This is a genomic window from [Flexibacter] sp. ATCC 35208, from assembly GCF_001975825.1.
In the GTDB taxonomy this organism is placed as follows: domain Bacteria; phylum Bacteroidota; class Bacteroidia; order Chitinophagales; family Chitinophagaceae; genus Chitinophaga.
In genome coordinates this window covers 119623-132832 of record NZ_MTKN01000012.1, presented here as the reverse complement: position 1 = coordinate 132832, position 13210 = coordinate 119623, and the positions used below count along the sequence as shown (strand labels likewise).

Genomic DNA, 13210 nt, shown 5'->3' with positions numbered 1-13210 from the left:
CATTCTGATCTGGTCGAAATTCAAAAAACTGAATCTGTTTTTTATTGGCTTTTTATTTCATTTTTGTGGTCTCAAACCTACCGCCATGAATGAAACACTCTTCCATGATTTACAACAGATGGATCAGTTGCTACAACAAACCAAAGACTACAGTGCTGCTTTCCTATCCGGAATAGACAGCTTACCCGTCGATGTGGCGAAAGGCAACCTCACCCCATTATCCCTTCCTAAACAAGGCATCGGCGCCTCACAAGCGCTGAGTACCTTCAAAAAACGGTACGAACCCCTCCTCGCCGGTAATGCTGGCAGCCGTTACTGGGGATTTGTTACCGGTGGTGCTACTCCCGCAGCCATCGCTGGTGATTGGCTGACATCAGTATATGATATGAATGCCGCCAACAAAGACGGCGCCTCTTTTTATATAGAAGGAGAAACCATCGCGTTACTCAGACAGTTATTCGGTTTGCCAGATGCCTACACCGGTGTATTCACTTCCGGCGCTACTATGTCGAACTTCTCAGGACTTGCCATCGCCCGTCAGTGGCTCGGTAACAGGCATGGTGTAGATGTAGCCCAGGAGGGTGTAGCTGCATTACCTGCCATAAAAATACTCTCCTGTACCCCGCACTCAAGCACAGTAAAATCTATGGCCATGCTGGGAATAGGCAGGAATGCCCTCGTTAAAATTCCTTCCCTGCCAGACAGGGAATCAGTAGATATCACTGCACTTACAGCCTACCTTGAAGCACATAAGAACGAATCTTTGATCTTCGTTGCAGCTGCAGGTACGGTGAATACGGTGGACTTCGACGATCTGCAGTCACTCGCTGTGCTCAAACAGCAATATGGGTTCTATCTCCATGTAGATGCGGCTTTCGGTGGCTTCGCAGCTTGTCATTCCGACTACCGCCATTTATTACAGGGATGGGAAGCGGCAGACAGCATTACTATTGATGCACATAAATGGCTGAATGTACCATACGATTCCGCCATGATCTTTACCAGACATCCTACACTGCAAATGGCTGCTTTCAGGAATGTAGGTGCCAGCTATTTGCCTGACCCGGATGAGTTTTTTGTATATAGTAATTATACTCCTGAAAACTCACGCCGCCTTAGGGCTTTGCCGGCATGGCATACGCTCATGGCTTATGGAGCAAATGGATATGCTGATATAGTGGAGAATAATGTACGGCTTACTAGAAAACTGGGTGCATTGATTGAGGACAGTGATACGTTCCGGTTATTAGCGCCAGTGAATTTGTGTGTGGCGTGTTTTACACTCAATGCTGTGGCCGAAGAGTTGCCTGCGGCTATAAAACAATTTCTGCAGTCAATGAATGAAAGCGGGAAAGTGGTGATGACACCAACGGTGTATCAGGGTATACCCGGTATCAGGGCGGCCATGGTGAATTGGCGTACGACGGAGGAGGATGTAGATATTGTGTGGGAGGAGATGTCGCAGTTGATTGCAGTCATTTGAGGCAATGACACGGATAAAGTTATCGACATATAACAAAAGACGATGTCAACCTTTTACGTAAAGAAACCTTCCATTGCAGTCATCAAATACATCCTTCCTGCAATCAAAGAGTATTATTTTCCCATTGCAGTCATCAAATACACCATTCCTGCAATCAATGACGAATTCACCCTTATCGAATTATAACATCGCGCACAATGAAAAATTCTAACACGAATGCCTATATAGCATTGGTAATGGTCAGTTTCTTCTGGGGTACCACCTACCTCGCTTCCAGCGTGGGAGTACGACACATGCATGGCCTCATGCTCGCAGGCCTGCGGCAAACCGCTGCCGGTATTATCCTGATCAGCTTTTTCCTGCTGAAAGGCTACCGTCTACCTGACAAAATCGTTCTTTCCCGCTTATTTATAATAGGCGTAATGATGCTTTGTCTGAGCAATGGCCTGATTACCTGGGCCATGCAATACATTCCCAGTGGATTATGTGCTATCATCGTAGCCACAGTCCCAATCTGGATTACTATATTCAGTTATTTCATGGTACAGCGTACCCGTTTATCACCTTTATTAATAGTAGGCATGCTGGTAGGGTTGCTGGGGGTAGCGGGTATTTTCTATAATTACCTGTCCAGTTTAATGAACCCTGCATTCAGGCTAGGTATTTTCCTCACCTTCATCGCCTGTATCAGTTGGGCCATTGGTTCTGTACTCACTGCCCGCTGGGCACTAAAAGTGAATTTCCTTTATGGGGCAGGGTTTCAGATGCTCTTTAGTGGCATTGTCATGCTTATCACGGTATCCCTGATGGGGTATAGTTTTCATTTATCAGCTATGAACTTGCAATTGTGGGAGAGTTTGCTGTACCTGATTTTTGTCGGATCGATCGTAGGATATTCCTCCTATGTCTTTGCGCTCAATAACCTGCCGACCTCACTGGCATCAGTATACGCTTATATCAATCCTATTGTAGCTGTCATTCTTGGGTGGCTGATCCTGAAGGAACAGCTTAACTGGACAACGGCCTTGTCCTGCCTCGTTACATTGGCAGGTGTTTATATAGTAAATGTATCCGTCAATAAAAACAAAAGGAAATATGAACACAGCAACTGACCCTATCCGGCTGATAGGCTGTGCACCAGACCTGTTGCCACACTTTGAAAGATTAAACAGACATTGGATCGAAAAGTATTTCACCATTGAACCGACAGACATCGCGGCATTACAACATGCCGATAAAGATATCCTTAGTAAAGGAGGGAAGATTATCTTTGCAGCAGCCGAAGATGAAATAGTAGGCACCGTCGCCCTGAAACACATAGATGCAGAAAGTGCAGAAATGACGAAACTGGCAGTAGATGAAAAGTTTCAGGGTTACAAGATAGGTTGGCGCCTCGTAAAAGAAATCATGCGCATTGCGGAAGAACTGGGATACAAAAAAGTAGTACTTTACTCCAATACAATCCTGGTGCCTGCGTTGAATATGTATGAAAAAATCGGCTTCAGGGAAATACCTGTAGAACCGGGGAGGTACCAACGCAGTAACGTTAAAATGGAATATACCTTTGGAGCTGAGCATCCGCAGTACACGGTAGCGGGGGAACTGAAAACGCTGATTAATGAGTGGGGACAACTTCTGGCCAATATCAGCGATATGCAGGCAGCAGCGCGGCCCAAAGCCGGAAAATGGAGTATAAAAGAAATATTGGGACACCTCGTAGATTCAGCAATTAATAATAACGTTCGGATAATACGCGCACAACAGATATCTTTGCTGCAAATTCCAGGATATGATCAGGAATTTTGGGTAAAGGGACAGGCCTGGCAGTTTATGAACTGGCAGAATTTAATTAAATTGTGGACCATTTTCAATGAGCACCTGGTACTAACGATACGGACTATACCAACAGAAGTCTTGCAACATACAGTTAAAGTAAACGAGAACGAGCCGGTAACGCTAAATTACCTGATCGTTGATTATGTAATACATATGAAGCACCACTTGTCACAGATAAACGAATTATTCAATTTGAAGAAAGATACGATTTAGATTTAGGTATGATGATCAAAGGTATTTACCGCCGTTCATCTGGTTGACATCGTCCCGCCTCTGCGCGGGACGTTTTTTTATACCCCATTTTTGATTTTTATAACCTGTATTTAATGACAGGCCCGGCACAATCCTTGTCACAATTCCTACATTTGTAAATTATGGATCTGAATCATAACCCATGGACGATCTTGTCCAGCAAAGTAGAATATGACAATCCCTGGATCAGTGTAACGGAACACCAGGTACTGAATCCGGCAGGAGGGAAGGGCATTTATGGCGTAGTTCATTTCAAAAATGCCGCCATTGGTGTTATTCCCTATGATGAAGAAGGTAATATTTACCTGGTAGGGCAGTTCCGTTTTCCATTGGAAGAGTTCTCTTGGGAGATTCCAGAAGGTGGAGGCCCCCTGGGTACAGCTCCCCTCGATTCTGCCAAAAGGGAGTTATTGGAAGAAACCGGTCTGATTGCGCATAGCTGGATGCCGATCGTAAAAATCCATTTATCTAATTCAGTGTCAGATGAAGCTGGTGTGGTTTACCTGGCTCGTCAGCTGGAGCAGCGGGAAGCTGAGCCGGAGGAGACGGAGCAGTTGCATATCAGAAAAGTTCCTTTTGAGGAGGCTTATCAGATGGTGAAGAGGCATGAGATCACTGATTCGTTGTCGATAGTTGCTATTCAGAAGATAAAGCTGATGCTGCTGGAAGGGGAGCTGTAAATTCCCTTTGGATGGTAGTCTTTCAGAAGATACCCCCCTGCTGCTGGAAGGACAGCTCTAAATCTTTATCTTTGCGGCAATGGAACATAGAAGACATAAGTCTGCCGGTTTTCGGCAGCATTCGCCCAGACAACATGCGCCCAGGCCAAAGGCCTCGTCCATGGTAATAGGGCGTCAGCCGGTAGTAGAGGCCATTCAGGCCGGAAAAGCCATCGAGCGCATTTACCTGTTACGCACAGCCACGGGAGATATTATCCCCCAGATCAGAAGTCTGGCTACTCAGTATAACATTCCCATCAACATGGTACCGATGGAAAAGCTGAATGGCCTTACCCAGGCTAATCACCAGGGGTGTATTGCCATTACAGGCCACATCAGTTACCTTGACCTGCAGGATGTAATCTCTCACGTCACTGAAGCAGGCGAGACTCCACTGTTCCTTATCCTGGACGGCATCACTGATGTCAGAAATATCGGGGCCATTGCCCGTAGCGCGGTATGTTGCGGGGCACAGGCCATCATTATCCCTGATAAAGGTATTGCTGCACTCAACGAAGAAGCGATCAAATCATCTGCCGGTGCATTGGAGAAAATCTCCGTCTGCCGTGTAAATAGTCTCCTGAAAGCAATAGATACCCTACACCTGAATGGTATTAAGGTAGTCGCCAGCGAAATGGAAGCCGAAGCCAAATTGTTTGACCTGCCTTTGAATGAACCGGTGGCGGTGATCATGGGATCGGAAGATCAGGGCGTTTATCCAGCTCTGCTGAAGGCGACGGATGTACAGTTCCGCATTCCGATGAGTGGTAATTTTGAATCTTTTAACGTATCAGTGGCAGCAGGGATTATCCTATACGAAGCGATGAAGCAGCGAGGGATCTAACTCCCTTTAAGCTACATCCACCGTGGCAGTAGGAATTATCCTATACGAAGCGATGAAGCAGCGAGGGATCTAAACTTACTTTCTAAAATCATCCACCATGAAACTCATTGAATGTCCCCGCGACGCAATGCAAGGCTGGCACCGGGCCATCGACACCTCCGATAAGGTTAAGTACCTGAACGCCTTGCTACGCGTCGGTTTTAATACAATAGACTTTGGCAGCTTTGTATCTCCCAAAGCCATCCCACAAATGGCCGATACAAAACAAGTCCTGTCAAAACTAGAACTGTCAGGTGCCAAAAGCCGGCTCCTGGCTATTGTAGCAAACCAGCGGGGGGCAGAAGAAGCCGTGGTGCATGATGAAATCGCTTACCTTGGATACCCGTTTTCCATCTCAGAAACCTTTCAGCTACGCAATACTAACAATACGATTGCCGATTCACTGGAACTCGTAGATACTATGCAGGAGCTCTGTATCAAAAACAGCAAGCAACTGGTCATCTACATTTCCATGGGTTTTGGCAATCCCTATGGTGACCCGTACGATGCAGCCATAGCTCTGGAATGGGTGGAGAAACTGGTAGAAATGGACATCGTTACCATTTCACTGGCAGATACGGTAGGGGTAGCCACACCCGATATCATTAAAAAGCTCTTTTCTACATTAATAAAAGCATACCCTGTCGTGGAATTCGGCGCGCATTTCCATTCTGCTCCCCACAACTGGGAGGAGAAGGTGGCCGCCGCCTACGCAGAAGGGTGTCGCAGATTTGATAGTGCTATCAAAGGGATCGGCGGCTGTCCGATGGCAAAAGATGAACTGGTAGGCAACCTCGCTACAGAACGCCTGCTGGAATTCTGCCTGCAGCAGCACGAGCCCTTACACCTGGATATGGAAGCTTTGCGCACCGCCCAGCAGATAGCAGACAGTATTTTTTATTAGTCATGAACTTTCGCCTTACATTTCCGGTTACGCCTTTTTCCTCACCATTGCAATATGCAGATCGCTTATTGCTGATGGGGTCCTGCTTCGCAGAAGAGATAGGAGAGCGGTTGCAGGGGCATTACTTTGATGCGCTGGTCAATCCGCATGGTATTTTGTACAATCCGATCAGCATTACCCAGTCGATTCACAGCTACCTGGATAACAAAGTTTATTCGCAGGAAGATCTTTTCCAGCAGGGTGACCTTTGGCATAGCTGGGATCACCACAGCCGTTTTTCGGGATTGGACCCTCAGACCGTACTGGCAGGGATCAATGCCCAACAGGAAGCTGCAGCCAAAAGACTGGAAGAAGCAGATTGGTTAATGATCACCTTAGGTGCTGCCCATACTTACACCTTACAGGAAACCGGAAAGGTAGTAGGCAATTGTCATAAAGTACCTGCATCAGCTTTTTATAAGAAAATGCTGACTGCACAGGATATCATCTCTGCCCTGGACAATGCAATGCACCGGTTGTTTTTCAGAAATAGAAAAGTAAAGATCCTGTTTACAATAAGTCCGGTAAGATATGTAAGAGATGGGGTAGTGGAGAATAACCTGAGCAAGGCCATCCTCTTACAGGCAGTACATCATATGGTCAATAAGTTCGACCGGTTGTTTTATTTTCCTGCGTATGAGCTGGTCGTAGATGATTTGCGGGATTACCGGTTTTATAAAGAAGACCTGGTACACCCCAACGAAATGGCGATAGATTATGTATGGCAGCACTTCATCAATGCCGGACTTGCTGATAAGACCTTATTCAATCAGATATCTGACCTAAATCGTGCAGCTGCGCACCGGCCATTTAACCCGGAAGGGAAACAGCATCAGCAGTTTGTAAAAACTTATTTAAATAAGGTAGAACAACTGATAAAAGAGCATCCTTCTTTACCGCTGCAAAGTTTATCAGACCGCTTCACCTCACAACTATTATAAGCGGTTGCGGAAATAAAAAATCAGTTTCTGTTCGCCAGATCCAACACCTTCGCAATTAAATTCCTTCAATAAAAAGCGGTTGCGAACCACCAGGTCCGCAACCGCCCCTACTAAAATCCGGAAGAATTGAGCAGCAATTCTTCCGGATTCTACCCTATTCTTTAGATATCATATTCTCCTTAATAAACACCATCCCAATCACAAAACAAATCCCCGCCACCCCAATCGGGTACACCAACCCCGCCAAATGATGATGCGTCTGCGTCACCAATATCGTCGCCACTGTAGGCAACAACCCTCCAAACACCCCATTCCCCAAATGATAAGGCAAACTCATCGAAGTATACCTGATCCTCGCCGGAAACAACTCCACCAAAAACGCCGCTATCGGCCCATACACCATCGTCACAAATAACACCTGCACCCATACCAGCAATACCAATTGTATCACACCACTCTTGCCCACTACCACCTCCGTCTTCTTCTCCTCTTTCCCATCTGTATTCACCACCGTCTCCTTCACCTTCGTCTCATCATCATACACCCTCGTCTTCACGGTCTTCTCCACATTCTGCATCTTCTCATTCCTCGTCATCGTATTCTCTATCGTATACTTCGCCTTCTCCTCCGTCTTCAAACCAATATTCCCAATCTGATCCATCCTTGCATATATGGGATAATACGCCAGCGCCGCTACCAACATCCCCGCCATCATAATCTTCTTTCGCCCGATCTTATCCGACAACCACCCAAAATAAATAAAGAACGGCGTTCCCAACACCAGCGCCACCGCTATTATTATATTAGACTGCACAAATTCAATGTTCATCGTCTTTTGCAAAAACGACAAAGCATAAAACTGCCCCGTATACCAGATCACCCCTTGGCCCATCGCGGCTCCAAACAACGCCAGCAACACCACTTTCAAATTCTCTTTCTTGCCAAAACTCTCTTTTATCGGGTTCTTCGCCGTCTTCCCCTCCGCTTTCAACTGCGCAAACTCCGGCGACTCCTGCAACCGGATCCTGATATAATAAGACATCAACACCAGCAACACCGACAACCAGAACGGCACCCGCCATCCCCAATCATTGAACTGATCCGTCGTCATGCTACTCCTCGTAATCAGGATCACCGCCAGCGATACAAACAACCCCAACGTAGCCGTCGTCTGTATAAAACTTGTATAATACCCACGCTTGTTATGTGCCGAATGCTCTGCCACATATGTTGCAGCACCTCCATATTCTCCACCCAGCGCCAATCCCTGTAATAGCCGTAATATCAATACAATAATCGGTGCCAGTACGCCAATCGTTCCATAACCCGGTACCAGGCCAATAGCAAAAGTAGACCCACCCATGATGAGCAGGGTAAGTAAAAAAGTATACTTCCTCCCGACAATATCCCCCAATCTCCCGAACACAATCGCGCCAAAAGGCCTGACCACAAACCCCACTGCAAAAGTGGCCAGTGTCATTATGTAAGCAAGATCAGGATTGCTGGGCGGGAAAAACTTTTCAGCAATTATAGCAGACAAACTGCCAAAGATGTAGAAATCATACCATTCTATCAGCGTGCCGGCCGAAGAAGCCAGGATCACCTGCCAGATGTTGTGCGCAGTCGTGTTTTTTATCATACTTGTGGAAATATAAGGTAGTCCTAATAGTTTGAAATGCTACAAATAGTTGTATAAAATAATAATAAAAACGCAAATATTATATTTTTTGAAGAGGCAGTTAAACCGTAGATTTTGGATAAAATTGAGTCTCCCTATGCCTGCTACAGATCATCGCGGGAAAACTCATTTTTTAAACTTATTCTGCTACCTTCGGGTCAAATCAGGGAACTTACAGTCAAGATATATGCGTTTCAGAAGGGTATTTGTTTGTTGGTTAGGGATCATTTTATTTCCTGCTGTCATGTTTGCACAGCAGCCGGGGACCGGTCGTCCCAAAATAGGAGTGACCCTCAGCGGTGGAGGCGCCAAAGGCCTGGCCCATATCGGTATCCTCGAAGCCCTTGACAGCGCCGGACTACATATAGATTACCTCACCGGCACCAGTATGGGGAGCATCGTTGGTGCCCTCTATTCCATGGGCTACTCCGGTTCCGACATCGAAAGAATGGCCAGGGAACTCGACTGGAACAACCTTTTTACCAACCAACCCGTTCTCACCGACATCTCTTACGAAGAAAAGAAAGAGTATAATAAATATATCATCGAAATCCCCTTTGAATTTGGCAAACCCAAACTGGCCTCCGGCGTAATTTCCGGTGAACAGCTATGGCTGGAGCTTGCACGTATGTGCTGGCCTGCCAATGGGGTGCGGGATTTTTCCAAATTCAATATTCCTTTTAAATGTATCGCCACCGATGTGTCCAATGGAGCCATCGTCACACTCGATACCGGCGATATTGTCACTGCTATCCGTGCCAGTATGGCCATTCCTTCTATTTTTACAGCGATCAATATAGGTGACCGTAAGTTGGTCGATGGCGGTGTAGTCCGCAACTTCCCGGTTATCACCGCTAAGGAAATGGGGGCCGACATCGTGATCGGGTCCAACGTATCAGGAGGTCTTCGCAAATCAGATCAGTTGCAAACACCACTGGATGTGATCCAGCAACTCGGTTTCTACAAAGACGCCGACGACTTCAAGGATGAACGACAACTCTGCGATATCTTCATTCAGCATAAACTGGAAAACTACAGTGCCGCCAGCTTTGGCAGCGTTGATTCTATCATAGAAATAGGTAAGCGCAAGGGCAGAGAGATGTATCCCGTGTTTAAGCACCTGGCCGATTCACTACAGGCCATCAATCCATTGCCACCTTTCGAAAAGAACCGTTTACCTTTTACCGCTGATATTGAACTGACTGAAATTCGAGTAAATGGTCTCAAGCACTCAGATGAGAAATTTTTCCTGGGGCGCCTTGGGCTCAAAACTGGTGGCTGCTACACTTCCCAGCATATCAAAGAAGCAGTGCTGAATGTATTTGGTACCCGATTCTATAAAATGATCACATACGACCTCATACCGGATGACAAGCGCCAGACTATCATGAACGTAAATGTGGAAGAGAATCCGCTCACGTATGTAAAATTCGCACTTAGTTATAATAGTTTTACAAATGCCAGCGCGATCGTCAATGTTACACAACGCAACTTTATCATACCTAACTCCCGTGCATTTGTGACCGTCGCTATCAGCGAAAATCCGCGTGTGCAGGCAGAGTACTTTAAATATACCGGTCATGACAGGAACTTCGGTGTAGGCCTTGGTTTTTACTTCGAGGATAACTCGATGACACAATATGAAAACCTGAAAGCAAAACAGGATTATCATAGTAAATACTTAAACACCGATATACATTTCCAATGGACATTAAATAGTATGATGGCCATGGGTATCGGTACCCGTTGGGAGTTCTTAAACCTGAACCCCCGCTATGCAGATGAGCAGGAAATACGTGGAAACAGCACACAACTAAACAGCTATTTTTATATCGGTATGAACTCGCTCGATAGAAAGATCTACTCACGCAAAGGGATCGATCTGCAGTTCGAAGCAGGCTGGATCTATAATGAAAACCCGGGTTTCAGGGTGTTTCGTGATGGGGTGCAGCAATCACTGGATTCTACCAATATCAACTTTGCCGATTACCAGCGGGCTTTGTTGCAGGCAAAATACCATATTCCATTTGGATATAAAGGCGCTTTGCAAATTCAGGCCGGTGGCGGTGTGAACTTCAATCACAAACAAGGTCCGATCAATGCTTTTCAGATTGGGGGATTGAACAATGTCCTGCGCAACCAGTTGCCGTTTGTAGGGATATTGGAAGGAGAGGTGAGTACATCTTCTGCCGCTACATTACAACTGGCGTATCAGTATGAAGTGGCACGGAATATCTTCACCACGCCAAGGGTAGGTGCTGCAGTGTATGATTTTATGGGGGATGTGGAAACGAAATTTAAATACCTGAGTGGGTATGGCATATCAGCTGGCTATTCTACATTCATGGGGCCGATAGAAGGCACAATGATGTATTGCGATCAGGATGGCCGGTTACGTTTTTATGTAAATATTGGGTTTAATTTTTAAGCTATAAAGAAGGCTTCAAGGGAACCACTATTGAAGCCTGTGAATAATTACTTGTATAGATGCTGTCCCGCTGGTTTCAGGATCGGTTTCAATGATGAACCATGTAGGATAATGAAAGTCTGCTTCTAATGAATCCTATCTCCCCTCACTTCCATTTTATCCATTATATCCGCCTCAATCGTCAGCCATTCCTGCCAGCGCGCTTTTACCTTCTCTTCCGGTAAATACTCATTTGCCAGGTCGATAAATAACCGGTAATGCCCTGCTTCAGAAATCATAAATTTCCGGTAAAACTCACGGAGATATTCATCTTCCAGATCTTCACTCAATAATCTAAACCGCTCACAACTTCTTGCTTCAATCAGCGCAAAAGTCAGCAACCGATCCAGGAACACCGTATCCGGATCCCCCCCTTTATTCTGATGCTGCATCAACGCATTTACGTATAGATCTTTTCGTTGTTTCCCCAACTGAAACCCTCTCTTTTTCATCTCTGCCAGTACCTGCCGGAAATGTCCCCACTCTTCAGTCACGATCGGCGCCAGTTCCTGTACCAGTCTATCTCTGTGCGGATAACGCTGAATCAAAGAGATACAGGAAGTTGCAGCTTTTTGCTCACAAAAAGCATGGTCTGTCAATACTTCTTCCAGGGAAATAGCGGCCAGGTTTACCCAACGTGGGTCAGAAGGAAGATGAAGTCCAAGGATAGATACTTTACTCATGCGCGTTAAGTTGCTTTTCATTAATTATCGTCCACAAAGTTACTTAGCTTTGAAAGATGAAAGAAGATTTTCTTTTAGCGCAACTGGCAGCACGCAAAGAACAGCACGCCCTCCGTCAATTACGCCTGCCGGCACCCGGTATGGTAGACTTTTGTTCCAACGATTACCTTGGCCTGGCAAAGAGCATGGCCATGCAGGAAGCCGTACATAATCTCCTTGCCGCGCGGCCTTTCGCCCACGGCAGTACCGGCTCACGTTTACTGGCAGGCAATTACCTCTGGGTAGAAGAAACGGAAATTATGTTGGCAGGATTTCATCAAAGTGCCGCCGGGTTAATTTATAACTCCGGCTACGATGCGAATCTTGGATTATTCAGCGCTGTACCCCAAAAAGGAGATACGATCATTTACGATTCCCTTATCCATGCCAGTATCCGTGATGGCATCCGGCTTTCCAAAGCGCAGGCATTTTCTTTCCTGCACAATGATACGATTGATCTTGAAAAGAAACTCTCCAACGCCACGGGCAATATCTTCGTGGCAGTAGAGTCTGTGTATTCCATGGATGGAGACTTTGCCCCTTTAACCGCCATCGCGGCCATTTGTGAAAGGGCAGGCGCCCACCTCATTGTAGACGAAGCCCACGCCACGGGTGTAGTCGGTGCAAAAGGCGAGGGCCTGGTACAGCACCTGGAATTGCAGGCTCAATGTTTTGCCAGGGTACATACATTTGGCAAGGCTGTAGGATGTCATGGTGCCGTCGTGCTGGGTTCCAGTCATTTACGTGATTATCTTATCAATTTTTCCCGCTCATTTATATATACCACGGCCCTGCCACCTACTGCGATGGCAGCGATCATGGCCAGTTACGATTTGTTTCCTTATATGCAGGAAGCCAGAACTCACCTGGCGGCTTTAATTACCCGATTCCGGAAGGGAGTGGCGGCGCTGGATACATTGCCCAGTGAAACGCCTATTCAGGTTGTTTTGACCCCTGGAAATACGGCTACTAGGGAATTGGCGGCGCGACTTCAGGGAGAAGGATTGGATATCCGGGCCATTTTACATCCTACTGTGCCCAAAGGGAAGGAAAGGCTGCGTATTGTATTGCATAGTTTTAATACAGAAGAGGAAGTGGATAAGGTGATTGGGGTTTTGACTAAGGGGTAAATAATGGGAACTCGCTGGTTATCGCATTTCTTGCTAAAAGGTAGTCGATACCCCCCACGGGATATCATTTTTCTTGCTAAAGAGTAGCTAATGCGTCCTCGCTGGTTATCGCATTCTTGCTAAAAGGTAGTCGATACCCCCTCGCGGGATGTCGCT

At 46.3% G+C, this 13210-nt stretch carries 12 protein-coding genes; 10 read left to right on the top strand and 2 right to left on the bottom strand.

Annotated features, from left to right (window positions below; translation table 11 throughout):
• Positions 1-85 precede the first annotated feature (85 nt).
• From BW716_RS09930 to BW716_RS09900, 8 genes are all read left to right on the top strand, one after another.
• The gene (locus BW716_RS09930) at positions 86-1483 is read left to right on the top strand and encodes a pyridoxal-dependent decarboxylase (protein WP_083722381.1); all 1398 of its coding nucleotides are present in this window, start codon (positions 86-88) and stop codon (positions 1481-1483) included.
• A 42-nt stretch (positions 1484-1525) separates the two neighbouring features.
• A complete protein-coding gene (locus BW716_RS36710) occupies positions 1526-1669 on the top strand; it encodes a hypothetical protein (protein WP_179091072.1) in 144 nt (47 codons plus the stop codon).
• A gap of 11 nt (positions 1670-1680) precedes the next feature.
• A complete protein-coding gene (locus BW716_RS09925; protein ID WP_083722380.1) occupies positions 1681-2595 on the top strand; it encodes an EamA family transporter in 915 nt (304 codons plus the stop codon).
• Positions 2579-3532 (top strand): GNAT family N-acetyltransferase, encoded by a 954-nt coding sequence (locus tag BW716_RS09920; protein WP_083722379.1) that lies wholly within the window; start codon positions 2579-2581, stop codon positions 3530-3532. Before BW716_RS09925 ends, BW716_RS09920 begins: the two co-directional genes overlap by 17 nt.
• 161 nt (positions 3533-3693) lie before the next feature.
• Positions 3694-4251 (top strand): NUDIX hydrolase, encoded by a 558-nt coding sequence (locus BW716_RS09915; RefSeq protein WP_083722378.1) that lies wholly within the window; start codon positions 3694-3696, stop codon positions 4249-4251.
• A 79-nt stretch (positions 4252-4330) separates the two neighbouring features.
• Positions 4331-5134, top strand: a complete 804-nt coding sequence (gene rlmB, locus BW716_RS09910; RefSeq protein ID WP_083722377.1) for a 23S rRNA (guanosine(2251)-2'-O)-methyltransferase RlmB — start codon at positions 4331-4333, stop codon at positions 5132-5134.
• Between the two features lie 97 nt (positions 5135-5231).
• Positions 5232-6077, top strand: a complete 846-nt coding sequence (locus BW716_RS09905) for a hydroxymethylglutaryl-CoA lyase (protein ID WP_083722376.1) — start codon at positions 5232-5234, stop codon at positions 6075-6077.
• Between the two features lie 2 nt (positions 6078-6079).
• Entirely contained in the window at positions 6080-7057 is a 978-nt protein-coding gene (locus BW716_RS09900; protein WP_083722375.1) for a GSCFA domain-containing protein, read from the top strand.
• A gap of 154 nt (positions 7058-7211) precedes the next feature.
• Here BW716_RS09900 and BW716_RS09895 read toward each other — a convergent pair whose 3' ends face one another.
• Entirely contained in the window at positions 7212-8696 is a 1485-nt protein-coding gene (locus BW716_RS09895) for an MFS transporter (RefSeq protein WP_083722374.1), read from the bottom strand.
• Between the two features lie 283 nt (positions 8697-8979).
• Between BW716_RS09895 and BW716_RS09890 the strand changes: the two genes are divergently transcribed.
• A complete protein-coding gene (locus BW716_RS09890; RefSeq protein WP_179091071.1) occupies positions 8980-11163 on the top strand; it encodes a patatin-like phospholipase family protein in 2184 nt (727 codons plus the stop codon).
• A 125-nt stretch (positions 11164-11288) separates the two neighbouring features.
• Here the strand turns inward: BW716_RS09890 and BW716_RS09885 are convergent, their stop codons facing one another.
• Positions 11289-11885, bottom strand: coding sequence for a tRNA-(ms[2]io[6]A)-hydroxylase (locus BW716_RS09885; protein WP_083722372.1), 597 nt, complete (start codon positions 11883-11885; stop codon positions 11289-11291).
• A gap of 56 nt (positions 11886-11941) precedes the next feature.
• Here BW716_RS09885 and BW716_RS09880 point away from each other — a divergent pair, with 56 nt between their 5' ends.
• Positions 11942-13054 carry an 8-amino-7-oxononanoate synthase gene (locus BW716_RS09880; protein WP_083722371.1) on the top strand — a complete coding sequence of 371 codons (1113 nt, stop codon included), beginning with the start codon at positions 11942-11944 and terminating at the stop codon, positions 13052-13054.
• Positions 13055-13210 lie beyond the last annotated feature (156 nt).

Bases quoted from the DNA above. Each gene is read 5' to 3' on its own strand.
- BW716_RS36710 (WP_179091072.1), top strand. From the start codon at position 1,526: ATGTCAACCTTTTACGTAAAGAAACCTTCCATTGCAGTCATCAAATAC.
- BW716_RS09925 (WP_083722380.1), top strand. From the start codon at position 1,681: ATGAAAAATTCTAACACGAATGCCTATATAGCATTGGTAATGGTCAGT.
- rlmB (WP_083722377.1), top strand. From the start codon at position 4,331: ATGGAACATAGAAGACATAAGTCTGCCGGTTTTCGGCAGCATTCGCCC.
- BW716_RS09880 (WP_083722371.1), top strand. From the start codon at position 11,942: ATGAAAGAAGATTTTCTTTTAGCGCAACTGGCAGCACGCAAAGAACAG.
- BW716_RS09900 (WP_083722375.1), top strand. From the start codon at position 6,080: ATGAACTTTCGCCTTACATTTCCGGTTACGCCTTTTTCCTCACCATTG.
- BW716_RS09890 (WP_179091071.1), top strand. From the start codon at position 8,980: ATGTTTGCACAGCAGCCGGGGACCGGTCGTCCCAAAATAGGAGTGACC.
- BW716_RS09915 (WP_083722378.1), top strand. From the start codon at position 3,694: ATGGATCTGAATCATAACCCATGGACGATCTTGTCCAGCAAAGTAGAA.
- BW716_RS09920 (WP_083722379.1), top strand. From the start codon at position 2,579: ATGAACACAGCAACTGACCCTATCCGGCTGATAGGCTGTGCACCAGAC.
- BW716_RS09905 (WP_083722376.1), top strand. From the start codon at position 5,232: ATGAAACTCATTGAATGTCCCCGCGACGCAATGCAAGGCTGGCACCGG.
- BW716_RS09885 (WP_083722372.1), bottom strand. From the start codon at position 11,885: ATGAGTAAAGTATCTATCCTTGGACTTCATCTTCCTTCTGACCCACGT.
- BW716_RS09930 (WP_083722381.1), top strand. From the start codon at position 86: ATGAATGAAACACTCTTCCATGATTTACAACAGATGGATCAGTTGCTA.
- BW716_RS09895 (WP_083722374.1), bottom strand. From the start codon at position 8,696: ATGATAAAAAACACGACTGCGCACAACATCTGGCAGGTGATCCTGGCT.